The organism is Pseudomonas sp. GZJR-8 (genome assembly GCF_002916705.1).
GTDB classification, from domain to species: Bacteria; Pseudomonadota; Gammaproteobacteria; order Pseudomonadales; family Pseudomonadaceae; genus Aquipseudomonas; species Aquipseudomonas synxantha_A.
Map to the genome: position 1 here is coordinate 594,785 of NZ_JXSI01000003.1, position 23,313 is coordinate 618,097.

The 23,313-nt window shown below is 59.8% G+C and carries 14 protein-coding genes; 5 read left to right on the forward strand and 9 right to left on the reverse strand.

Annotated elements, in window-relative coordinates:
- The first annotated feature begins 98 nt into the window (after positions 1-98).
- From TK42_RS08975 to TK42_RS08990, 4 genes are all read left to right on the forward strand, one after another.
- A complete protein-coding gene (locus tag TK42_RS08975) occupies positions 99-2,261 on the forward strand; it encodes an outer membrane assembly lipoprotein YfiO (RefSeq protein ID WP_103734055.1) in 2,163 nt (720 codons plus the stop codon).
- Complete coding sequence (locus TK42_RS08980) at positions 2,258-2,962, forward strand: DUF3142 domain-containing protein (RefSeq protein WP_103734056.1); 705 nt, start codon at positions 2,258-2,260, stop codon at positions 2,960-2,962. Before TK42_RS08975 ends, TK42_RS08980 begins: the two co-directional genes overlap by 4 nt.
- Before the next feature lie 109 nt (positions 2,963-3,071).
- Complete coding sequence (locus tag TK42_RS08985) at positions 3,072-3,431, forward strand: helix-turn-helix transcriptional regulator (protein ID WP_103734057.1); 360 nt, start codon at positions 3,072-3,074, stop codon at positions 3,429-3,431.
- Positions 3,373-4,629: a type II toxin-antitoxin system HipA family toxin gene (locus tag TK42_RS08990; RefSeq protein ID WP_256584570.1), complete on the forward strand. Its 1,257-nt coding sequence runs from the start codon at positions 3,373-3,375 to the stop codon at positions 4,627-4,629. The genes TK42_RS08985 and TK42_RS08990 overlap by 59 nt, the downstream gene beginning before the upstream one ends.
- Before the next feature lie 37 nt (positions 4,630-4,666).
- Here TK42_RS08990 and TK42_RS08995 read toward each other — a convergent pair whose 3' ends face one another.
- The 9 genes from TK42_RS08995 to TK42_RS09035 form a co-directional block, all read right to left on the reverse strand.
- Entirely contained in the window at positions 4,667-6,109 is a 1,443-nt protein-coding gene (locus TK42_RS08995; RefSeq protein WP_032878510.1) for an efflux transporter outer membrane subunit, read from the reverse strand.
- Positions 6,106-7,164: an HlyD family secretion protein gene (locus tag TK42_RS09000; protein ID WP_032878511.1), complete on the reverse strand. Its 1,059-nt coding sequence runs from the start codon at positions 7,162-7,164 to the stop codon at positions 6,106-6,108. The genes TK42_RS08995 and TK42_RS09000 overlap by 4 nt, the downstream gene beginning before the upstream one ends.
- 15 nt (positions 7,165-7,179) lie before the next feature.
- Positions 7,180-8,715, reverse strand: a complete 1,536-nt coding sequence (locus tag TK42_RS09005; protein ID WP_032878512.1) for an MFS transporter — start codon at positions 8,713-8,715, stop codon at positions 7,180-7,182.
- Positions 8,716-8,934: 219 nt separating this feature from the next.
- On the reverse strand, positions 8,935-9,855 hold the full coding sequence (locus tag TK42_RS09010; RefSeq protein WP_078819966.1) for a LysR family transcriptional regulator: 921 nt from the start codon (positions 9,853-9,855) through the stop codon (positions 8,935-8,937).
- 79 nt (positions 9,856-9,934) lie between these two features.
- Positions 9,935-10,759, reverse strand: coding sequence for a hypothetical protein (locus TK42_RS09015; RefSeq protein ID WP_032878514.1), 825 nt, complete (start codon positions 10,757-10,759; stop codon positions 9,935-9,937).
- A gap of 77 nt (positions 10,760-10,836) precedes the next feature.
- Entirely contained in the window at positions 10,837-11,721 is an 885-nt protein-coding gene (locus tag TK42_RS09020; RefSeq protein ID WP_103734058.1) for a TauD/TfdA family dioxygenase, read from the reverse strand.
- Between the two features lie 215 nt (positions 11,722-11,936).
- A complete protein-coding gene (locus TK42_RS09025) occupies positions 11,937-13,301 on the reverse strand; it encodes an HlyD family type I secretion periplasmic adaptor subunit (RefSeq protein WP_005783540.1) in 1,365 nt (454 codons plus the stop codon).
- On the reverse strand, positions 13,291-15,447 hold the full coding sequence (locus tag TK42_RS09030; protein ID WP_005783538.1) for a type I secretion system permease/ATPase: 2,157 nt from the start codon (positions 15,445-15,447) through the stop codon (positions 13,291-13,293). Before TK42_RS09030 ends, TK42_RS09025 begins: the two co-directional genes overlap by 11 nt.
- Positions 15,448-15,488: 41 nt before the next feature.
- On the reverse strand, positions 15,489-16,844 hold the full coding sequence (locus TK42_RS09035; protein ID WP_103734059.1) for a TolC family outer membrane protein: 1,356 nt from the start codon (positions 16,842-16,844) through the stop codon (positions 15,489-15,491).
- A 338-nt stretch (positions 16,845-17,182) separates the two neighbouring features.
- On the opposite strand from TK42_RS09035, the gene TK42_RS09040 reads away from it, so the two are divergent.
- Positions 17,183-23,313: retention module-containing protein (locus tag TK42_RS09040; RefSeq protein ID WP_146097870.1), on the forward strand; the 6,131-nt coding region annotated here is incomplete at its 3' end.

A 23,313-nucleotide genomic window follows, 5' to 3' on the forward strand; every position in this document is an offset into this window, starting at 1 on the left:
ATCGGACAAATCGGTATTTTGCGTAGGACCTCACCGAAGCACCGCTCAGAACAGGCTATTATTGGGGCCCTCCAAGGACTCAGGATCAAGGACACGTCATGCGCATCGGTTTTTTGTCACCTCTGGCACTGGCTCTGCTGGCCGGTATTTCCCTACAGGCTCAGGCCAGCTCCGACGATTCATGCTACCCCGACTGGCGTGTCTCGCGTGACAGCCTCGAACCTTGCAGCAACCAGCCCTTTCTCAGCCCGGGCAACGACAGCCGGGTCAACCTGCGCCTGTTGCTGGCCGACAAAAAAGCCGCGCCGCTGACGCCCAATGCCTTGGGCGAAGACGATTTGGCCCAGGGTTTCGGCCCGGTGCCGTTTCCGGTGTATCGCCTGGTGCCGGTGCCGGCCGCGAATGATGAGCCCGATAACAAAGCGGACGATTCACGCACGGCCGAACTCGACACCCTGCTCCAACCGCTGGGCATCAAGCGCGAGGAATACAAGACTGCCGGTGAAGCGTTCCTGAATGGCGAAGGCAGCCGCTGCCGCAGCAACAGCGATGACAGCGCCACGGCGTTTATCAGTCAGGTGATCAAAGCCGATATGCCGGCAGCCGAGCGCGACGTGCTGGTGAAAGCGCGGTTGCAGTTGCTGACCACCTGTGACTTCACAGGCCAGGTGGTGGACGCGCAGTTGACGCCCTCGGCCAATGCCCAGCTGTTTCGCACCTACCTGCAGGCCGCCGCCGATTTCTACGGCGGTCGCTTCGTTTACGCCGAGCGCGGTTTCGCCGCCGCCGCGACCAGCGATCTGCCTTGGCTGAAAGAGACCGCGCTGTACATGACCGCACGTACCTCGTTGAACCGGGCCCAGGCCGAGGCCTTCGATGAGTACGGTATGCCGCAACGCGAGCATGTGGATAAGTCTGCCTTGAGCGACGCCGAAGAAGGCTTTCTCGGTTACCTGAAACATTATCCACAAGGCGATTACGTTGCGTCCGCCCGTGGCCTGTTGCGCCGCGTGCATTGGCTGGCGAACGACGACGCCAAGCTCGCCGAAGACTTCACCTGGCAATTCACCGAGGCCACTGACGCCCAGCGTAACGTTAGCGTCGACGAGTTGGTCGAAGAAGCCGACCTCAAGTTGCTCATGGTCGGCAACAACTCGGCGAACAGCCCGATGCTGCAAGTGGTCAGCGACCTGATGGCGATGCGCGCCCATACGCCGCCGCTGTTGAGCCGCGAAGACCTCGACAAGCAAAAGAGCACATTCGCCAACGAACCGGCATTGTTCGACTACCTGCAAGCGGCGTATGCCCTGTACGTTGAGCATCAACCTGATGCTGCCCTCAAGCATTTGCCTGCGGATATGCCGTCGAACCTCGACTACTTTGCCTTCAGCCAGCAGACCTTGCGCGCCTTGGCACTGGAGGCCAAGCAAGATTGGAAGGGCGCCGAGAGCCTGTGGCTGCAAATGCTACCGCTGGCCAAGCAACCGCTGCAACGCGACCAACTGGAGTTGGCCCTGGCGATGAACTATGAGCGCAGCGGCCAACTGGCCAAGGTGTTCGCAACCGATTCGCCGATCAGCGCCAAGCAAGTGCGCTACATCCTGCTGCGCAACGTCGCCGGGGCCGACCTGCTGCGCCAGCAGATCGCCAACGCCAGCGACCCGACCGAACGCCAGAGCGCGCAATTCGTGCTGCTCTACAAAGACCTGCTGCACCGCCAGTTCGCGACCTTTGCCGATGACCTCAAGCAGGCCTCGCTCTCTGATGACAAGCTCGGCACCAGCCTGGGCTACACCTACACCAGCGGCCAGACCTTGAAGCTGTTCCAGTGGAATGGTGACAAGGCCGAATCCGGCTACGCCTGCCCAAGCATCGCGCAAACCGCCGCGACCTTGCAGGAAGAGGCCAAAAACCCCCACGCCTTGAACTGCTTCGGTGAGTTCATCCTGCGCAACGGCCTGGACGGCATGCCACTGGAACAACCCCGCGCCGCCGGCAGCCTGGGCAGCACCGAATCGCAGTTCAAGGGTGAAACCTTCTCGCGGCTGGACGGCTACAAACAGGTGATCGCCAACGCCAAAGCACCGAAAACCGACAAGGCGTACGCGTTGTTCCGCGCCATCAACTGCTACGCGCCGGCCGGTTACAACAGCTGCGGGGGTGAAGACGTTGCGCCAGCGGTGCGCAAAGCCTGGTTCCGCCAACTCAAGACCGGTTTTGCCGATACCCAGTGGGGCAAGTCGCTGCAGTACTACTGGTGAAGTCGCTGTGGCTGGGCTTGTTGTTGCTGGCAAGCCCGGCTTTCGGCGCCGTCGACGCTCGCGACTATGACGCTTTCTGGCTGTGGAGTGGTGTCACGCCTCAGCCTGTGATCAAGCAGGCAAAAACCCTGTACATCCTGCAAGGCCAAATCAACTCCACCCGCCGCGCGCCCCAGCGCGGCGTGCAATTGATCGCCCAAGGCATCAGCGTGCCACGCATTAGCCAAGGCGAAATCTGGGTGGTCTATCGCGCCCACACCTTGCACTGGCCGGAACAGGTCTACACCCAACTGCTCGGCCAGGTGCAACGCTGGCGCGACGCGGGTAACCCTGTGATCGGCATCCAGATCGACTTCGACGCCCGCACCCAGTACCTGCACGAATACGCCGATTTTCTGCGCGACCTGCGCCGGCGTCTGCCTGCCGACCTGCGGTTAAGCATCACCGGCCTGATGGACTGGAGCAGCAACGCCGACCCGGCCGCCATCGCCCAGCTCAAAGGCGTGGTGGATGAAGTGGTGGTGCAGACGTATCAAGGGCGGCACAGCATCCCGGATTACGCGGCGTACCTGCCACGGATGAACCGAATGGGAGTTCCGTTCAAGATCGGTTTGATTCAAGGCGGCGAGTGGGAGGCGCCAGGGTATTTGCAAGGGAATGAGTGGTTTCGGGGGTATGTGGTGTTTTTGCAGAACCCTTGAATCTTCCAAACATGGAAAAAAACCGTCTATCAAACCGGTTTTTTTTGCGTGTGGCCTTAGCAAGTTGAATGATATAAGTTGCCCTTACTGCTTTAAGGGGTGATATATCATGCATGAAAAAGGCAAGCCATACCCCCACAAAGGGTATATCTCAGAGAGAAGCGCTGAACTGATGAGAGGTATCGGGAACGGTATCGAAATAGCCCGTATTCGTCGCCGTTTGAAAATCTCGACCATATGCAGCCGGGCGGGCATTACACGACAGACGTATCAGCGGCTGAGACAGGGAGAAGCAGGCGTATCCCTCGGCGTGCTGATGAATGTGCTTAGCGCGATGGACCTGGAAGAAGGTATGGCGAGCATTGCGTCACCAGAACTTGACCAGGTTGGGATTACCATGAGCCTCGCCCGTGAGCCCGACCGAATTCGCACAGAAGGGGAACCTGATGTCTTGGAAGCCGATTGGTAACGCATTCGTTTTTTCAGCTCACTCAGTCGGTGATCCGGTCCCTGTTGGTGAGGTGGCCATGCACGCAAGCGGATTCGTTTTTCGCTACGCCAACAGCTGGCTTGCGCGCCCCAACGCATTTGCGATTGACCCGCTTAGCCTGCCACTGACCCCTAACCAGTATTCCTCGACACGCATGTTTGGTGTGCTCGACGACGCAACGCCCGACAATTGGGGTCGGCGTGTTCTACTGGCGACCCACAAACAGCATCCACAAAACGAAGTTGAATGGCTCCTTGCTTCGCGGGGTGCGGGAGTGGGCTGCCTGCTGTTCAGTGCGTCAAGAAACCTGTTGCCGACTCTGCACCAACCTCCGCGATTTGAAGACCTTGAGAAAATCATGGTGGGCCTCGATCAAGTCGAAAAAGGTAATGTCGACCTGCCTGCGGAAATCGCACGACTATTCGAATTCGGCAGTTCCATGGGCGGCGCCAGGCCGAAGGTCACCGTGACTCACGAAGGTAAGGAATGGATTGCTAAATTCGGCCGTAGCGACGATGTTTTCGATCAACCACGTGCTGAATTCGCCAGCCTTCAAATGGCGGATGCGGCAGGTCTACCCGCAGCCGGGCACAAGTTGGTAGAGGTCGCCGGCAAACCGGTTTTGATGGTCGAACGTTTTGACCGGCATGAGGGGGCTGGGCGCGAGCACTATGTCAGCTGCAATTCGTTGGTCAGCACTGAGAAGCCGCGAATGCGAGTTGACGCGGTTGAGAGTGCCGTTTCCTATTCCAGAATCGCAGATGTTTTGAAGAAGATCAGCGACGATGCCACGTTTGATATGCGTGAGCTTTACAAGCGTATGGCCTTCAATGTGCTGATCGGCAATAGCGACGACCACCTGAAACAAACCGGGCTTCTGCTGACCAGCGCCTCGGGCTATTCCCTTGCGCCAGTATTTGACGTGTTGCCCCACCCCACGCAACTAGGCTTGCAGGCGTTGATCATCGGGAATGAGGGCAGGGTATCGTCTGTCAGCAATTTGCTGAGTACGCCTGAACGCTTTGGGTTGGGGGCGGATGAAGCAAGGTCCATCGTCACGGATATGTATGCCGTCGTGCGAGAAGCCTCCGGCTTTTTCGAAGCGGCAGGCTGTAGCGGTGCCGATGTGCGCATGCTTTCCAATGTGTGTACCCGGTTTGCAGCAGACCTCGCTTAGGATCAAGGATCTCGGGCTGCAACAAAGCGCACCCTCATTACTGAGCGACTGGCAACGGATACACCGACTCCCACCCTCCTCCCAGCGCCTTGTACAACCCGACCATGGCCAATGACACGCCGGTGGAGCTTTCAACCCACTGCTCTTGAGTTGCCAGCAATGCGCTTTGCACGGTGAGTACATTGACGAAATCCGCCACACCTTCGACGTACTGGTGTTGCGCGGTGGTCAGCGCGATCTGGTTCTGGCGCACCGCTTCGGCCAGGCTGTCGCGACGCAATTGGCTGGCGTTGTAGCGGGTCAGTTGGTCGTCGATTTCATGCCAGGCGCGCAGCACGGTTTGCTGGTAGGCAAGGGCCGCTTCCTGTTGCTGGGCTTCGCGCAAATCCACCATGCCTTGCAGGCGCCCACCGTTGAACAGTGGCAGGCTTAATTGCGGGCCGAGGGCAAATGCGCGGGAGCCCCAGGAGCCGAAGTCCGACAGTTGCATGGCTTGGGAGCCGAGGCTGCCGGACAGGGTGATGCGCGGGTAAAAGTCGCCCTTGGCCACGCCGATGCTGGCAGTGGCGGCGTGCAAGCGCGCTTCTGCCTGGCGGATGTCGGGACGGCGTTCGGCCAGCTCCGAGGGCAGGCCAATGGCGACCTGACGCTGGGTTTGCGGCACGGCGGCGTCCTTGGACAGCTGCGCGTGCAAGGCCTGGGGCGGTTCGCCCATCAGCAGGCTCAGGGCGTTGATCAGTTGGTCCTGGCGTTGCTGCAAATCCGGCAGACGCGCTTCGATGGCCGCGACCTGGGCGGCGGCTTCGGCCACGTCGAGGTCGGTCGCTACGCCATCAGCCAGACGCAGTTGCGAGAGCTTGAGGCTGTGGCGGGCGACGTCGAGGTTTTGCTCGGTGACGGCGCGGGTATTTTGTACGCCGCGCAGTTGGATATAGTCCTGGGCGGTCTCGGCCAACACCGACAACAGCACGGCACGACGGTCGTTTTCGGCGACTTCCAGCGTGGCGTCGGCTGCTTCGGTTTCACGCTTGACCCGGCCCCAGAAATCCAGCTCCCAAGAGGCCGAGAAGCCCATGTCCCATTGGTTGAAGGCCGAACGGCCGTTCTCGCCGGAAGGGTCGTTCAAGCCTTTGCCACTGTTACGTTTGCGCTGGTAGCCGCCACCCGCATCGACATTGGGGTAACGCTCGGCGGTGGTCACCTGGCGTACGGCGCGGCTCTGTTGCAGGCGGCTGCTGGCCAGTTTCAAGTCGAGGTTATCGCTGAGGGCCCGGCGTGTCAGGGCGGAAAGCTGCGCGTCGTGGAACACGTCCCACCAGCGCTCCTGCAAGGGATCGCTAACGGCACGGCTGGCAGCTTGTCGGCCCTGGGGTTCGCTCCACTGATTGATCTGCGGGCTCTCGGGCCGCTGGAAGTCGGGACCGACCGTGCAGGCACTCAGGCTGATCAGGCTTAAGGTGAGCCAGGCGACGTGTTTCATTGCTGGGCCACCTCACGCTGTTGCGCGACCGGCCGCGTATCGACGCTGGCTTCCACCGACATGCCGACGCGCAGGCGCTCGGTCAATGGCTGGTTCGGCTCAAGCACGATCTTCACCGGAATACGCTGCACCACCTTGGTGAAGTTGCCGGTGGCGTTGTCCGGTTTGACCGAGGCAAAGGTCACCCCCGTGGCCGGCGCCAGGCTTTCCAGATGGCCTTTGAGCAGTTCGCCGTCAAGGCTGTCGACGCTGACCTGCACCGCTTGCCCCGCGTGCATATGCGACAGTTGCGTCTCCTGGAAGTTGGCTACCACATAGGCCTCGGCCAGCGGCACGACCGCGAGGATCTTGCTGCCCGGGGTCACATAGGCGCCGACCCGCACCGCTCGCTCGCCGACCATGCCATCGACCGGCGCGACAATGCGCGTGTAGGACAACTGATAACTGGCCATTTCCAACGCCGCCTGGGCGCGCTTGAGCCCACCTTCGGCGGCGTCACGCTGGGCGGTGAGGATTTCCACCTGCTTGCGTTCGGCGGCCAGCACTGCGGTGGATTTGGCCAGGCGTGCGGTGGCCTGGTCGATACGGGTCTTGGCTTGTTGGGCGTTCTGCACGGTACCTGCGCCGACGCCAGCGAGGTGGTTGTAGCGGTTCAGTTCGTGTTCGGCGAAGGCGACTTCGGCGCGATCCGCCGCGACAGTGGCCTGGGCCTGGGCGATCACCGAGCTCTGGCGCTCCAGGGTCGCGCTGGCGTTTTTCAACTGGGCCTGGGCGACCAAGGTGTCGGCATCGGCGGCCTGGGCGGCGGCGCGAAAGTCGCGGTCGTCGATCAACGCCAACAGTTGGCCGGCCTTGACGCGCTGGTTGTCTTCTACCAGCACTTCCTTGATGAAGCCCGCCACCCGCGGCGCCACCAGGGTGAAGTCGGCGGCGACGAAGGCGTCGTTGGTGGTCTGGTGCTTGCTGCCCAGTACGCCCGGCGCAACCAGATAAACCAGTACGCCAACGGCAAATACAGCAATAACGGAGACGGCAATTTTGTCTTTGCGTTTCATGGAAAGTCCTTGTGGTCAGGCCGGAGCGCGAGGCGGATAGATCCGCGTGGGCATCCAGAAAATCAGCAGGATCAACGCCACCGCGACACCGGCCATGACGACGTAAAGATCCGAAGAGGTCAGCACCACGGTCTGCTCGTGCAAGCGGTGGGCGAGGCCCGGAGCCTCAGTGTCGGCCAGGGGCGAATTGCCCAGGCGGTCCACCAACATGGTTGAATGGAAATGCCCGCGCTGGGTGGTCAATGTATCCAGCACCGCAGTGGCGATCACAGCGGCCAGGCCCTTGACGGTATTGAACCAGGCCGAAGCGAACGGCCCTTCGATGGGTTGAATACTGCCGGTGGACAACATCAGCAGTGGCAACACGGCCATCGGCTGGCCGAAAATCTGCAACAGGTACCAGCCATAAAAATCGTCGCGGATCCACGCCGAAGTCAGGTGCGAACTGCCGATGCAGCACAGCACCAACATGCCAAGGCCAATCCCCAGCACCCAGCGGCAATCGACCCAGCGCAGGTTGCACAGCGCCGCCACCAACGGCAACGCGATCAATTGCGGCAACGCCATCAGCAGCATCACCGGCGCAGTTTGCAACGGCCGGTACCCCTGGACCTGGGCAAGGAAACTGGAGGGGATGATGATCACCGAGGTCAGCACCATCAGCACGCCTGCCAGCACGATCAGGGCGAAGGCCAGGTTGCGCAGGCCGAGCATCTGCAATTTGAAGAAGGGTATTGGCTGCGACCATTCGTTGAGCATGAACAACACCAGCAAGAGCGTGCCACCACACAACAGGAAGGTGATCAGGCCCGACTCGAACCAATCCAGGCGATTGCCCTGCAACAGCCCGATCACCAACATGCAGATCGCCGGAAAGCCCAGCAGCAGGCCGCGCCAGTTGAACTGTTTGAAACGCTCCAGGCGCAGCGGGTCCTGCGGTATGCCATAGGCCACGGCGACCATCGCCAGCAGGCACGGCGCGACGATTTGCCAGAACGCCCACTGCCAGCCGACGTATTCGGTCCACAACGCCGCCAGCGGAGTACCCAGGCTCGGGCCGAAGGTGGCGGTCAGGGCGTAGCCGGCCAGGCCATACAGCTTGACGTTGGCCGGCAGAAAACGCAGTGCCACGGTCATCAGCATCGGGGGCAGCGCGCCACCGGCCAGGCCTTGCACGGTACGCAGCAGCAGCAGGCTTTCGTAGTTGGGTGCGAACGGGCAGAGAATACCCAACACGGTGAACAAGCCGATGGCGCACAGCGTGAAACGGCGCAGGGAAAACGTCACCGAACACCACGGCGCAAAGGCCATGGCCGCCACGGAAGTGGCCGTGTAGGCGGCGACCAGCCAGGTGCCTTCATCAAAGCCGATGTACAGCGCACCGCGGATATCGGCGAGCGCCACCTTGGTGACCATCTCGTTGAGACCGGACACCAGCACCGCCAACAACACGCCGACCAGGCCGATGATGATGCGCGGGCCGAACACGGGCGGGGCCGGGGCAACAGGTTTGGCTGCGGCCTGAAAAGCGGGGGCAGCGAGGGATGTCATGAACAGGTAACTCGGAATGAGAAATACCTGAGCAGTTTAATCAGGCTATAGCATGACAAAAAGTTACTTATCGGAAGTTTATAAGTGCGCCAGGCGCAATCCATAGGTGGGAGGGGGCTTGCTCCCGATGGCGGTATGACAGCCACCTGATGTGAAGCTGATACACCTCTATCGGGAGCAAGCCCCCTCCCACATTTGATTGTGCATGGCTTGAGGTTTTTAGTTGGGTTGGGCTTCCAGCCAGGTGGCGTGGCAACTCTCGCGCATGGTTTCACGCAGCCATTTGTGCGCGGGGTCTTTGTCGAAGCGCGGGTGCCAGGATTGGGCCAATACCAGGGTCGGCAAGGAGATCGGCAGCGGGAATGCACGCAATGGCAAGTTCAGGCGTTTGGCGCTCAGGAGCGCTTCCTTGGGCACCGGCATGATCAGGTCGGATTCCGGCAACATGAACATGGCACCGTGGAAGCCCGGCGCGATCATCGCCACGCGGCGCTCCAGGCCCTGCTCGTTCAGCGCGGTGTCGATCGGCCCGCGGGCGATGCCGCGGCGCGAGATGCTGATATGGGAATAGCTGGCAAAGCGTGCGGCGGTGATCTCTTCGTCGAACAGTGGGTGATCTTGTCGCGCCAGGCCGACGAAGGTGGTGGAGAACAGGTTCTGCACCTTCACTTCAGGGCTGACCGGCATGGTGTTGCTCACACGCAGATCCAGGCGCCCTTCGCGCAGAGCTTCGTCGTCGGTGTCGCCTTCAGGCACAAAGCGCAGCTCGCACAGCGGGGCCACACGCTCCATGGTATCGAACAAGCGACCGCCATATACGCCAATAAAAAAGTCATTGGCGCGTACGCTGAAACGGCGGCGCAAGGTACTCAAATCGACTTGATCCGCCGAGCGAAACAGCAACGCCGCCTGCTCCACCACGTTGCGTACCTGGCCTTGCAGCTCAAGCGCCTTGGGCGTCGGCACCAGGCCGCGACCGGCACGTACTAGGATCGGGTCACCGACAGCTTCACGGATACGCGTGAGGGTACGGCTCATGGCCGCCGGGCTGAGGTTCATCCGCCGTGCGGCGCCGACCACACTGCCCTCATCGAGCAACGCGTCGAGGGCGACCAGCAGGTTCATGTCTGGTAATTGCATGCCAAGCACTCGTGATCTGTGGGGAGTGAGCTGGGCGCAATTCTAGCAGCAATCAGATCCAATACTGCTGGGCCAATGATTACTGGCCCGAATCAAAAGAGTAAGGGGACGGCCAAGTGGTGGGCTTCGGGTTGTTGGGAACACACTCTAAAATCGGAAAGTGCTCCGGCACCTCAACGCGTTTTAACACATACGCTTTCTTCTCCAAGGAGAACTCCTGAAGCTTGGGAGCCAGCAGCACGCGGCGCTGTTCAGGCCCCAGGAAAATTGCGCTGTACTGCCGGTCGTCAACACCTGCGCAACGAAACGTATCATTGAAGTCTGTCGTGTGAGCCGTACGGTACAAAATCTCGGCACGGCGCTCCGGCGACAAGTTGCTACTGATAAACAGCGCACCAATACCGCAGGTAATCAGTGCCGTTATTGCTGGAACCACCACACCCCATTTTTCCTCGGCAGAGCTGGCACTTTCGAAATAACTTCCCATACAGATCAACACTACAATAAATGCGGTGATCAGCACGACGGCGATGCAAGGCCAAAACATCAGCTTGGCCATGTGAAGGGTTGTGCCAGCGATCATTGTCAAAGGAAAAGCAGATGCATCGACATGGAAAATTGCATTAACGTCGGCCACCGCCCGCAGTCGTCCTACGTAACCTAAGGTCGCGAGCAAAAAGCCCCAGAAGATCACAGTGACCTTGAAGTCCTTGAAAAGCCGTTCGAGGATTTTTTCAATAAACGCCAGGACCACATAAAAACCAGTTGCGACCGAACAAGCCAATAGTAAAAACGCCGTATCGGCTGACACGTAGTTTTCCTTGATCAAGCCGGAAAAACCCAAAAGCATAAGTAGCGAAACGACGGAGATAATCGTCAATGTATTCTTGTTTGAAGTGTGCATAGCGTTGTTCCAACCAGAAAGTCTTCTGGTTATCCCCATCGGCCAGAGTATTGGAAGCTTTAGAGGCCGGTGGCTAATCAGAAAGGCGCATCGCCCTGGATGGTGGTGCGGTACAACTTGCGGCGCAGGTGGCTTGGGCAACCGGCGGCCAGGTGGATCAGCGAGCGGTTGTCCCAGAACACCAGGTCGTGGGGCTGCCACTGGTGGCGGTAGATGTTTTCCGGCAGCACGCTGTGGGCATAGAGCTGGGCCAGCAACTCACGACTTTCGTCATCGGGCAGGCCGACGATACGGGTGGTGAAGCCTTCGCTGACGAACAGCGCCTTGCGGCCGTTTTCCGGGTGGGTGCGCACGATGGGGTGCACCACTTCGGCGACCTGGGCGAGTTGTTCGGGGGTGAGGGTCGGGCGCCAGTTGCCTTCGAATTTGGTTTCGCTGTAGCGCGCCGTGTAGGAGTGCGCAGCGCTGCGGCCTACAACGGCTTTGCGCAGGTGCTCGGGCAGTTGCTCCCAGGCTTTGTGCATATCGGCGAACAGGGTGTCACCGCCTTCGGCAGGCAGTTCCTGGGCGTGCAGCATCGAGCCGAGGCTGGGCAGTTCCTTATACGACAGGTCCGAGTGCCAGAACTTGCCCGCGTCCCCCAGGCCGATGGATTGGCCGTTCTCGATGATGTTGGAGACGATCAGGATTTCCGGGTGATTGGCCAGCAGGAATTGTTTGAGCACGTGGATCTGCAGCACACCGAAACGGCGGCTGAAAGCGATTTGTTGTTCGGGGGTGATGCGTTGGTCGCGGAACACCACGACGTGGTGGTCCAGATGTGCGCGATGGATACGGGCGAAGTCCTGGTCATTGACCGGGCGGGATAAGTCCAGGCCAATGATCTCGGCGCCGACGCTGCCGGGAAAGGGGCGGATGTCGAAGGTTTGGGTGGTGATGGGGGCAGCAGCGGTGGCGGACATTGATTTCACTCCCGGCGGACAGGGGAGTGAATTTATAGATATAAGAATAGAAGTTTAAATACTGTTAGGGCATATCGATATGGCGTTTGGTTTGAGGTGCTCGGGGATGCTGATGGCCTCATCGGGGGCAAGCCCCCTCCCACATTTTGATTTGCGAACACATTCAAATGTGGGAGCTGGCTTGCCTGCGATGAGGTCGGTACAGGCGCTGAAGATCAACGCTCGTGCAACGCCTCGGCCCGCGCCTTGATGATCGGCTTGAGCAGGTAGCTGAGGATGCTTTTCTTGCCGGTGATGATGTCCACCGAGGCAACCATGCCGGGGATGATCAGCAACGGCTTCTCATCGGTGCCCAAGTGGCTGCGGTCGGTACGCAGGGTGATCATGTAGTAAGTGGTTTTCTTGTCTTCATCGGTGATGGTGTCGGCACCGATGCGTTCGAGCTTGGCCTTCAGCCCGCCGTAGACGGTGTAGTCATAGGCAGTGAACTTGACCACCGCTTCTTGCCCCGGGTGCAGGAAAGCGATGTCTTGCGGACGGATTTTGGCTTCCACCAGCAGGGTGTCGTTCAGCGGTACGATTTCGACCATGTCGCTGCCCGGCTGGATCACGCCGCCGACCGTGTTGACCAATAGTTGCTTGACGATCCCGCGCACCGGCGAGGTGACCAGGGTACGGCTGACCCGGTCGTCCAACGCGCGGCCCGTGGACTCGGCCTTGTTCAGTTCAGTGCGAGCCTCGTTGAGCTGGGTCAGGGCTTCACTGCGGAACTTGCCACGGGTTTCGTCGATCTTGCGCTGCACTTCCTTGATCGCCGATTCGGCGCGGGGGATTGCCAGGGTGGTGGCATCCAGTTGGCCGCGGGTTTCCATTTCGGCGCGCTTGAGGCGCAGCACTTCCACCGGCGATACCGCGCCTTGCGCCACCAGTGGCTCGGACATGTTGATTTCCTGGCGCTGCAGGGACAACTGGCTGCGGTACTGGCCCTGTTTGGAGGTGAACTCGCGCAGTTCCTGCTGGCGCTGTACCAGTTGCTCCTGCAGGCCGCCGACTTCGTCTTTCAGCTGCTGGCGTCGGCTCTCATACAAGGAGCGCTCGTTGGCAGCCTGGCTCGGCGCGGCCTTGAGTACGTCGTCGGGGATGTTCAGCGGGCGATCATCCACCTGCGCACTCAGGCGCTCGACGCGCAGTTGCATGGCCAGGCGCAAGGCTTCGGTTTCCCCGGCGTTGGAAACGAACCGGGTGTCGTCGAGGCGAATCAACGGCGCACCGGCCTCTACGATCTGGCCTTCCTTGACGTACAGCTCGGCGACGATACCGCCTTCCAGGTTCTGGATTTTCTGCAATTTGGACGACGGAATCGCCTTGCCGTCGCCACGGGTCACTTCGTCGATCTCGGAGAAACCCGCCCAAACCACCAGGAACACGAAAAACCCGATGATCGCCCAGATGGTCAGGCGAATGACTCGCGGGGCATCTTCGATCAGCGCTTTGTTGACCTCGGGCAGGGGCTGGCCCTGCAGCGAGTCGGTGCCTTTGAAATAGCGGCCGACCGCACTCTTGATGGACTTAAGCAACACTGATCTGCCCCTTTTTCAACGCTTCCATGACCACGGCTTTCGGGCCGTCCGCGAGAATCTGCCCACGGTCGACCACCAGCAGGCGGTCCACCAGCGAGAGCAGTGAGGCTCGGTGCGTGACCAGCACCACGGTCTTGTTTTGCACCACGGCTTGCAGGCGTTGTTTCAAGCGTTCTTCACCGGTGTTGTCCATGGCGCTGGTGGGTTCGTCCAGCAGCAGGATGGGCGGGTTGAGCAACAACGCGCGGGCCAGGGCGACGTTCTGACGCTGGCCGCCGGAGAGGTTCTGACCACGCTCGCCCACTTGCAGCTCGTAGCCCTGAGGGTGCAGACGGGCGAATTCGTGTACACCGGCCAGCTCGGCGGCTTGCAGCACCATTTCGTCTTCGACGTAGCGCGCACCGCTGACCAGGTTGTCGCGCAGGGTGCCGGCGAGCAACTGGATGTCCTGGGCGACGTAGCCAATGTTGTGGCGCAGCTCGCTGACGTCGATCTGGCGCACGTCCACGCCGTCCACCAGCAGGGCGCCGGAGTCGGGCTGGTACAGGCCAACGATCAGTTTGGCCAGGGAGCTTTTGCCCGAGCCGCTACGACCGATGATGCCGATTTTTTCCCCTGGCTTGATCACCAGGTTGATGTTCTTCAGCGCCAGGTTCTGCTGGTTGGGGTAGGTGAAGTTCAGGCCCCGGCATTCGATGGCGCCTTGCAGGGTGCGGCGGCTCATGGGGCGCTCTTCGAAATTGCGCTCTTGAGGCAGCTCCATCATCTGGTCCACCGAGGTCATGGTGACCTTGGCCTGCTGATAGCGCGTGAGCAGGCCCGACAGCGAAGCCAGCGGGCTCAAGGCGCGGCCACTGAGCATGTAGCAGGCAATCAGGCCGCCCATACTCAGGTTGCCGTCGATGATCTGGTACACGCCGAATACGATCATGATCACGCCGGCCAATTGCTGGATCAGCAGGGTCATGTTCATCGACAGGCCCGACAGCAACTTCACCCGCAGTTCAAGCCGGCTCAGGGTGCCGATGGTCTGCTCCCAGCCATACTGGCGCTCGCTCTCGGCATTGTTGACCTTGACCGCATCGAGCCCGGCGAGGGTTTCGATCAGGCTCGACTGGCGTTCAGCGGCCAGGGCCATGGTGCGTTCCATGGTGGCTACCAAGGGCTTTTGCAGGGCATAGCCGATGCCCAGGGCAAGCGGAAACGCCAGCACCGGGATCCACACCAGGTGCCCGCCGAGGATGGCGATCACCATAAAGATCAGCAGCGTGAACGGCAGGTCGATCAGGCTGGTGAGGGTCAGCGACGCGAGAAAATCGCGCAGGCTTTGAAACTCATGGATGTTCTGGGCGAAGCTGCCGACCCGCGCCGGGCGGTACTTCATGGACATGCCGACGATGCGTTCGAACAGCGTGGCCGAGATGATCAGGTCGGTTTTTTTACCGGCCAGGTCCAGGCACAGGCTGCGCAGGCTTTTGAGGATCAGGTCGAACAGGTATGCACCACAGATGCCCACGGCCAACACCCACAGGGTGGCGGTGGCCTGGTTCGGTACGACGCGGTCGTACACGTTCATCACGAACAGCGGCGCGGCCATGGCGATGATGTTGATCAGGAAGCTGGCGGCGATGGCGTCGGTGTAGAGCCAGCGCGAACGCATGAGGGTGTCACGGAACCACGAACGCGCCCGTGGAATCAGGCTGCCGTGGTTGACGTCGAATTTGTGTTGCGGCTGGGCGAAGAAGACCTTGCCGATGTAGTCGTCGGCCAATGCCTCGCGCTTGATCAGCACTTCACCGCCGTCGCTTTCGCTGAGCAGCACCCGCGCCTCATCATCGCCCTGCCAACCCACCAGCACGGTACTGCGCCCGTCCTTGAGCAACAGCAGGGCCGGCAATGCAATCGTCGGGATCTGTTCCAGCTTGCGTTGCAACAGTCGGCCCTGCAGCCCGGCCCGCGCAGCAGCACGCGGCAGCAGTTCAGCACTCAAGCGTTGCGAGGGCAGCGGCAGGCCAGTGGTGAGCATGGCCGCGCTGGCAGGCTTCTGGTGCAGTGCGCAGAGCGCCAGCAACCCGTCGAGCAACGGGTCGTCGTGCAAAGCGCGTGGATCATGACTGAGATGAACTCGACCGATTTCAGATTCCACGCGGTGCACTCTCGACTAACAGATGGGGCTATTGGGGTGGCTCAATTCATCCCAGGCAGTTGGACTTTAGGTTTCACGTCGTTCTGCACGACGGAGGCCATCGGTGCGACCACTCCCTGGCTCTTGAGCAATTCGCCCATGGTCGCCTTGATTCGGTACTGAGTAAATAACTGAATGTTCTTGATTTCTTCCAGGCGGCGGGAAGCGGTGAACAATTCATTCTCGCTGTCGAGCAAATCCAACAGGGTACGTTGGCCAAGGCTGAACTGCTGCTGGTAAGACGTGCGTACGCGGGTGCTGTGATCCACATACTGCTGGGCGACCGGCAATTGCGCGTTGGCGTTACTCAAGGCGTTCCAGGCCAAGCCTAGCTCTTCGTTGAGTTGGCGCAAGGCGTTGTTGCGAATATCCAGAGCCTGGTTGGCCTGGTAGGACTTCGATTGCAGGTCAGCCTTGTTGCTGCCACCGGCAAACAGGTTGAAGCGCATGCGCACCATGGCTTCCCAGCCGTTGCTGTGGTTGGGATCACCGGAGACGTTGTTGTCGGCGTTGGTGCCAAGCTCGGCGTCAAAGCGCGGGTAGAAGGTGGACTTGGCGGCTTCGTACTGCTTCTCGGCGGCGGAGATATCCGACTCGGCCGAGCGCAGGACCGGGCTGTTGTCGAGCATCTGGCGAAGGGCTTCATTCAGGTCTGCCGGCAGCATGGCCATGAACGGGGCCGGGCGCTCGAGTTGGTCCGGCATCTGGCCTACGGCGCTGAGGTAGTTGACCTGCGCGTCGGCCAGGTTGGTTTGCTCGGTGATCAAGTTGTTGCGGGCCTGGGCCAGACGCGCTTCGGCCTGGTCCTGGTCGGCACCGTTGCCGACGCCGCGCTCCGTGCGCAACTTGATCTGATCGTAGATGCGCTCGTGGTTGCGCAGGTTGTCTTCGGCCAGGCGCACAAACTCACGACGGGTCAGCACTTCCAGGTAAACCTGAGCAACGGTCAGCGCTGTGCGCTCGGAAGTACCCAGCAAGGAGTAGGCACGGGAATTAACGTTGGCTTGTTGACGCCCGACTTCGCTGGAGGTAGCGAAACCGTCAAAAATCATTTGCTGCAGACGCAGGCTGGATTCACCGCGGTTGAGCGTGTCCCAGTGGTTGCCGCTGGGGTTGTTGGCGCGGGTGGTGGCGTTGTCAGTCCCTTGACGACCGTAACCGGCGTTCAGGTCGACACGCGGCAGGTAACCACCTTGGGCGGCGCGCAATTGGTAATCGGCGGCGATACGGCTGTTTACACCCGCCTGGATTTCCGGGTGTACATCCAATGCCTGCTGCATGGCTTGGGGCAGTGTCTGGGCTTGTACGAAACTGGCGGCGAGAACGAACGGTATTGCCTTGAACAGGTGCAGACGCATTAAAAAATTCCCCAGGACTTCTTGTCTCAAATCACAGCGATGAGTACCGCTGCGTCGGATAATGGCTACCGTAATGACCGTACGTCGGAAAGTTCAAAAAGCGGAACTGCTTCACACATGTAGGACGGTTCGCCGCATAAATATCAATGTGACATTACAGAGGCGATTGTTTAGGATGGCGACCATAAGGTCAATACTTTGGCACAAACTAGATCGCTAAAAAATCTAGCCAAATATTTGACGTCAATACATATATAGACTACGCCCTCCCAATTGGCAGCGCTAATAGCGCGCTGCGAAATGGAATTTGTCGAAACGGATCGCCGGAGAAAATTTTAATGAGCAGTGTTGTTGCCATCGTCAAAAGCATTGTTGGTCAAGTTTTCGTTATTTCTCCGGAAGGAACACGTCGCGTCCTTGTAGAAGGTGACCGCCTGTTTGCAGGCGACCAGATCGACACAGGCATGTCGGGCGCAGTCAGCCTGGAACTGGCCGACGGCCGCATCCTGGACCTGGGCCGGGACACCCAGTGGAGCGCCGATATGCCGGACTCCAGCGCCGACTTGGCCGCCGCTGCCGAGCAAGCCGCACCATCGGTTGCCGAGCTGCAACAAGCCATCGCCGCCGGCGCCGACCCGACCACCGACCTGGAAGCCACCGCCGCAGGCGCCAACGCTGCCGGTAATGGTGCCGCCGGGGGTGGCCACAGCTTCGTGGTGCTGGACGCGACCGCCGGCCGTGTCGACCCGACCATCGGCTTCCCGACTGCACCTATCGGCCAAGGCACTTCGGCACTCAACGCCCTGAGCGGAGCGCCAGGCTCGGCGGACTCGGGCAACCAGGTGCTGCAGCCTTCGACCCTGACCCTGAGCGCGACGCCGACCATCACCGAAGCGGGCGGCGTGCTGACCTACACCGCCACCGTGACGCGGCCCTCCACCAGCGACCTGACCGTCACTTTGACCAATGGCGCGGTGATTACCATCCCGTCGGGCCAGTTGACCGGCACCGTCAATGTGCCTCTGGCCCCTAACGACAGCCCGTACATCGACCCGAGCCAGATCAGCGTCGGCGTTACCGGTACCACCGGCGGCGGCAACCTGGTATTGACCATCGACCCTAACCCGGCCGTAACGCAGATCACCGACACAATCGACACCACCACCGTCACGCTGACGGCGAGCAATACCGTGACCGAAGGCGGCCAGATCACCTACACCGCCACCCTGACCAACCCGGCGCAGACCCCGGTGAATGTCACCTTGAGCAATGGCTCGGTGATCACCATCAAGGCCGGTGAATCGACAGGTACCGTTGTGGTCGATACCCCGGCTAACGACGTCTATAACAATGGCTCGACCGTCAGCACCACCATTACCGGTGCAACCGGCGGCAACTTCGAAAACCTGGTACCGAGCACTACGCCAGCGGTCACCACCATTACCGATTCGGTCGACACCACCACCGTTACCCTCACAGCCAACAGCAACGTGACCGAAGGCGGCCAGATCACCTACACCGCCACCTTGACCAACCCGGCGCAGACCCCGGTGAATGTCACCTTGAGCAATGGCTCGGTGATCACCATCAAGGCTGGCGAGTCAACCGGCACCGTTGTGGTCGATACTCCGGCTAACGACGTCTACAACAACGGCTCTACCGTCAGCACCACCATTACCGGTGCAACCGGCGGCAACTTCGAAAACCTGGTACCGAGCACCACGCCTGCGGTCACCACCATTACCGATTCGGTCGACACCACCACCGTTACCCTCACAGCCAACAGCAACGTGACCGAAGGCGGCCAGATCACCTACACCGCCACCCTGACCAACCCGGCGCAGACCCCGGTGAATGTCACCTTGAGCAATGGCTCGGTGATCACCATCAAGGCGGGTGAGTCGACCGGCACCGTTGTGGTCGATACTGCGGCTAACGACGTCTATAACAACGGTTCGACCGTCAGCACCACCATTACCGGTGCAACCGGCGGCAACTTCGAAAACCTGGTACCGAGCACCACGCCTGCGGTCACCACCATTACTGATTCGATCGATGCCACCACCGTCACCCTGACCGCAAGCTCGACCGTGACCGAAGGTGGCCAGATCACCTACACCGCCACCTTGACCAACCCGGCGCAAACCCCGGTAAACGTTACCTTGAGCAATGGCTCGGTAATCACCATCAAGGCTGGCGAGTCTGTCGGCAGCGTGGTCGTGGACACCGCGCCCAATGATGTCTACGTCAACGGCAGCACGGTCAGCACCACCATTACCAGCGCGACTGGCGGCAACTTTGAAAGCCTGGTGCCGAGCACAACTGCGGCAGTCACCACGACCACCGATTCGATCGACACAACTACCGTTACGCTGACTGCGCCGACCGAGGCCAATGAGGGCGGGCAGATTACGTACACCGCTACGCTTTCCAACAAGGCGGGCACTGACGTTACGTTGAAGTTGGATAACGGCTCGTCGATCACCATCAAGGCTGGGGACACTGTCGGCACTGTGACCGTCCCGGCGCCGACTGATGACGTGTTCATCGACAAGAGCACGCAGACCGTTCAAATCACCGAGACCACGGGTGGCAACTTCGAGAAATTGGAAGTTGCGGGTAACGGCGCCACTACCACAATCAACGACACCATTGACAAGGTGGACGTAGTTCTGACCGCCACCACCACCGTCGGCGAAGGCGGCAACATCGTTTACACCGCCAGCCTTGTGGATAAGAACGGTGCGCCGGTGACTAACATCACTAATCCGTTGACTGTCACTCTGGATAACGGTCAGACCATCACCATTGGTGTGAATCAATCCAGCGGTACTGTTACTACCGTAGCGCCGGATGATGTCTACAAAGGCGATCAGACCGTTACCACCGCCATCAGCGGCGTTACGAGCGGCGAGCACTTTGAAAACCTGGTGCCGGGCACTACGGCGGTGAACACCACCGTTACCGATACCCCAGGTACCGATAACCCCACGACTGTTACATTGACTGCGCCGAGTGCCGTTAACGAAGGTGGCCAGATCACCTACACCGCTACCTTGAGCAACAAGGCCGGTACTGACGTCACGTTGAAGCTGGATAACGGTTCGTCGATCACTATCAAGGCCGGCGATACCGTCGGCACCGTGACCGTGCCTGCGCCGACCGATGATGTGTTTATCGATAAGAGCACCCAGACGGTCCAGATCACTGACGCTTCTGGCGGCAACTTCGAGAAGTTGGAAGTCGCGGGCAACGGCGCCACCACCACGATCAACGACACCATCGACAAGGTGGACGTAGTTCTGACCGCCACCACCACCGTCGGCGAAGGCGGCAACATCGTTTACACCGCCAGCCTTGTGGATAAGAACGGTGCGCCGGTGACTAACATCACTAATCCGTTGACTGTCACTCTGGATAACGGTCAGACCATCACCATTGGTGTGAATCAGTCGAGCGGCACCGTTACCACCGTAGCGCCGGATGATGTTTACAAAGGCGATCAAACCGTCACTACTGCTATCAGCGGCGTGACCGGCGGTGAGCACTTCGAAAATCTGGTTCCAGGGACCGATAAAGTCACCACGACCGTGACTGACACTCCGGGCACCGATAACACCACCACTGTCACGCTGACTGCACCGTCTGAAGCGAATGAAGGTGGTCAAATTACGTACACCGCTACGCTTTCGAATAAAGCGGGCACTGACGTCACCTTGAAGTTGGATAACGGCTCGTCGATCACTATCAAGGCCGGCGACACTGTCGGCACTGTGACCGTCCCTGCACCTACCGATGATGTGTTTATCGATAAGAGCACCCAGACGGTCCAGATCACTGACGCTTCTGGCGGCAACTTCGAGAAGTTGGAAGTCGCGGGCAACGGCGCCACCACCACGATCAACGACACCATCGATAAAGTCGATGTAGTACTGACCGCCACTACCACCGTCGGCGAAGGCGGCAATATCGTCTACACCGCCAGCCTTGTGGATAAAAACGGCGCGCCGGTGACTAACATCACCAATCCGTTGACCGTCACGCTGGATAACGGCGAGACCATCACCATCGGAGTGAATCAGTCCAGCGGCACTGTTTCGATCTTGGCACCGGATGATGTCTACAAAGGCGATCAGACCGTCACTACCGCGATCAAGGGTGTGACCGGTGGCGAGCACTTCGAGAACCTGGTCCCGGGCACTACGGCGGTGAACACCACCGTTACGGATACCCCTGGCACCGATAACACCACTACCGTGACGCTGACCGCGCCTAACGCCGTTAACGAAGGTGGTCAAATTACGTACACCGCTACGCTTTCCAATAAAGCGGGCACTGACGTCACCTTGAAGTTGGATAACGGCTCGTCGATCACTATCAAGGCCGGCGATACCGTCGGCACCGTGACCGTGCCTGCGCCGACCGATGATGTGTTTATCGATAAGAGCACCCAGACGGTCCAGATCACTGACGCTTCTGGCGGCAACTTCGAGAAGTTGGAAGTCGCGGGCAACGGCGCCACCACCACGATCAACGACACCATCGACAAGGTCGATGTGGTCCTGACCGCTACCACCACCGTCGGTGAAGGCGGCAATATCGTTTACACCGCCAGCCTTGTGGATAAAAACGGCGCACCGGTGACTAACATCACCAATCCGCTGACTGTCACTTTGGATAACGGCCAGAGCATCACTATTGGTGTGAACCAAAGCAGCGGTTCTATCTCGGTTTTGGCACCGGATGACGTGTATAAGGGCGACCAGATCGTCACTACCGCCATTACTGGTGTCACTGGCGGTGAGCACTTCGAGAACCTGGTGCCGGGCACTACGGCGGTGAACACCACTGTCACCGATACACCGGGTACCGACAACACCACGACTGTTACGCTGACCGCGCCTAGCGCCGTTAACGAAGGCGGCCAGATCACTTACACCGCTACGCTTTCCAATAAAGCGGGTACTGACGTCACTTTGAAGTTGGATAACGGCTCGTCGATCACCATCAAGGCTGGTGACACTGTCGGCACTGTGACCGTCCCTGCGCCTACCGATGACGTGTTCATCGACAAGAGCACGCAAACCGTTCAAATCACCGAGACCACGGGTGGCAATTTCGAGAAGTTGGAAGTTGCGGGCAATGGTGCGACCACCACGATCAATGACACCATCGATAAAGTCGATGTAGTACTGACCGCTACTACCACCGTCGGCGAAGGCGGCAACATCGTTTACACCGCCAGCCTTGTGGATAAAAACGGCGCACCGGTGACTAACATCACCAATCCGCTGACCGTCACTTTGGATAATGGCGAAACCATCACCATCGGCGTGAATCAGTCGAGCGGCACTGTTTCGATCTTGGCACCGGATGATGTCTACAAAGGCGATCAGACCGTCACTACCGCCATCCAAGGCGTGACCGGTGGCGAGCATTTCGAGAACCTGGTCCCGGGCACTACGGCGGTGAACACCACCGTTACGGATACCCCTGGCACCGATAACACCACTACCGTGACGCTGACCGCGCCTAACGCCGTTAACGAAGGTGGTCAAATTACGTACACCGCCACGCTTTCCAACAAAGCGGGCACTGACGTCACTTTGAAGTTGGATAACGGCTCGTCGATCACTATCAAGGCCGGCGATACCGTCGGCACTGTGACCGTGCCTGCACCTACCGATGATGTGTTCATCGACAAGAGCACCCAGACCGTTCAAATCACCGAGACCACGGGTGGCAACTTCGAGAAGTTGGAAGTTGCGGGCAACGGTGCGACTACCACGATCAATGACACCATCGATAAAGTCGATGTAGTTCTGACCGCCACTACCACCGTTGGCGAAGGCGGCAATATCGTCTACACCGCCAGCCTTGTGGATAAGAACGGCGCACCGGTGACCAACATCACCAACCCGCTGACCGTGACTCTGGATAACGGCCAAACCATCACCATTGGCGTGAATGAATCCAGCGCTAGCGTGTCGGTTCTTGCACCGGATGATGTGTACAAAGGCGACCAGACCGTCACTACCGCCATTCAAGGTGTGACTGGCGGCGAGCACTTCGAGAATTTGGTTCCAGGGACCGATAAAGTCACTACAACTGTGACTGACACACCGGGTACCGATAACACTACGACTGTCACGTTGACCGCGCCAAACGCAGTGAGCGAAGGTGGCCAGATCACCTACACCGCAACTTTGAGCAACAAGGCCGGCACCGACGTCACCTTGAAGTTGGATAACGGCTCGTCGATCACCATCAAAGCGGGCGACACGGTCGGCACCGTGACCGTCCCTGCACCTACCGATGACGTGTTCATCGACAAGAGCACGCAGACGGTCAAGATCACCGACGCTTCCGGCGGCAACTTCGAAAAACTGGAAGTTGCGGGCAACGGCGCAACCACCACGATCAACGACACCATCGACAAGGTCGATGTGGTCCTGACCGCTACCACCAC

Bases quoted from the DNA above. Each gene is read 5' to 3' on its own strand.
- TK42_RS09005 (WP_032878512.1), bottom strand. From the start codon at position 8,715: ATGACATCCCTCGCTGCCCCCGCTTTTCAGGCCGCAGCCAAACCTGTT.
- TK42_RS08995 (WP_032878510.1), bottom strand. From the start codon at position 6,109: ATGAAACACGTCGCCTGGCTCACCTTAAGCCTGATCAGCCTGAGTGCC.
- TK42_RS09015 (WP_032878514.1), bottom strand. From the start codon at position 10,759: ATGCACACTTCAAACAAGAATACATTGACGATTATCTCCGTCGTTTCG.
- TK42_RS09010 (WP_078819966.1), bottom strand. From the start codon at position 9,855: ATGCAATTACCAGACATGAACCTGCTGGTCGCCCTCGACGCGTTGCTC.
- TK42_RS09000 (WP_032878511.1), bottom strand. From the start codon at position 7,164: ATGAAACGCAAAGACAAAATTGCCGTCTCCGTTATTGCTGTATTTGCC.
- TK42_RS08985 (WP_103734057.1), top strand. From the start codon at position 3,072: ATGCATGAAAAAGGCAAGCCATACCCCCACAAAGGGTATATCTCAGAG.
- TK42_RS09020 (WP_103734058.1), bottom strand. From the start codon at position 11,721: ATGTCCGCCACCGCTGCTGCCCCCATCACCACCCAAACCTTCGACATC.
- TK42_RS08975 (WP_103734055.1), top strand. From the start codon at position 99: ATGCGCATCGGTTTTTTGTCACCTCTGGCACTGGCTCTGCTGGCCGGT.
- TK42_RS09035 (WP_103734059.1), bottom strand. From the start codon at position 16,844: ATGCGTCTGCACCTGTTCAAGGCAATACCGTTCGTTCTCGCCGCCAGT.